Raw genomic sequence first — 317 nt, 5'->3', positions numbered from 1 at the left:
TCGAATGATCCACTTTCTGGAGTCCAACGCCATGCATACGCTGCTCCCCGTCCCGATAGCCATCCCACCCTTGGAACGCAGCCTCTGCCAAGAAAAGAAACAGGGAATAGACGGTGAACTTTCGAGCGACATCGATGTAATTGAACTCATGCAGAATCGCTAACACCTTTTCTTCTGGAATAAACGATTGCAGGATATTCGATAATGAAGTAGAATTTTTCATGAAGTCGCCTCGTTTCCACTGTTTGTAGGGGTACAAACACTGTAACGAACGGGCGGCTTTTTTTCTACCTTTTTTTGGCTAATCAACAGGCCTA

The 317-nt window shown here is 45.7% G+C and carries 1 pseudogene; it reads right to left on the bottom strand.

Annotated elements, in window-relative coordinates:
* A pseudogene (locus tag HPT30_RS00530) lies at positions 1-223 on the bottom strand (IS4 family transposase); the annotation flags it as partial.
* Positions 224-317: the final 94 nt, after the last annotated feature.

Origin of the sequence: Paenibacillus agri (genome assembly GCF_013359945.1) — a bacterium.
In the GTDB taxonomy this organism is placed as follows: Bacteria; Bacillota; Bacilli; order Paenibacillales; family Paenibacillaceae; genus Paenibacillus_AQ; species Paenibacillus_AQ agri.
Note: the sequence above shows the minus strand (reverse complement) of the source record. Positions and strands in the feature narration are given on the sequence as shown.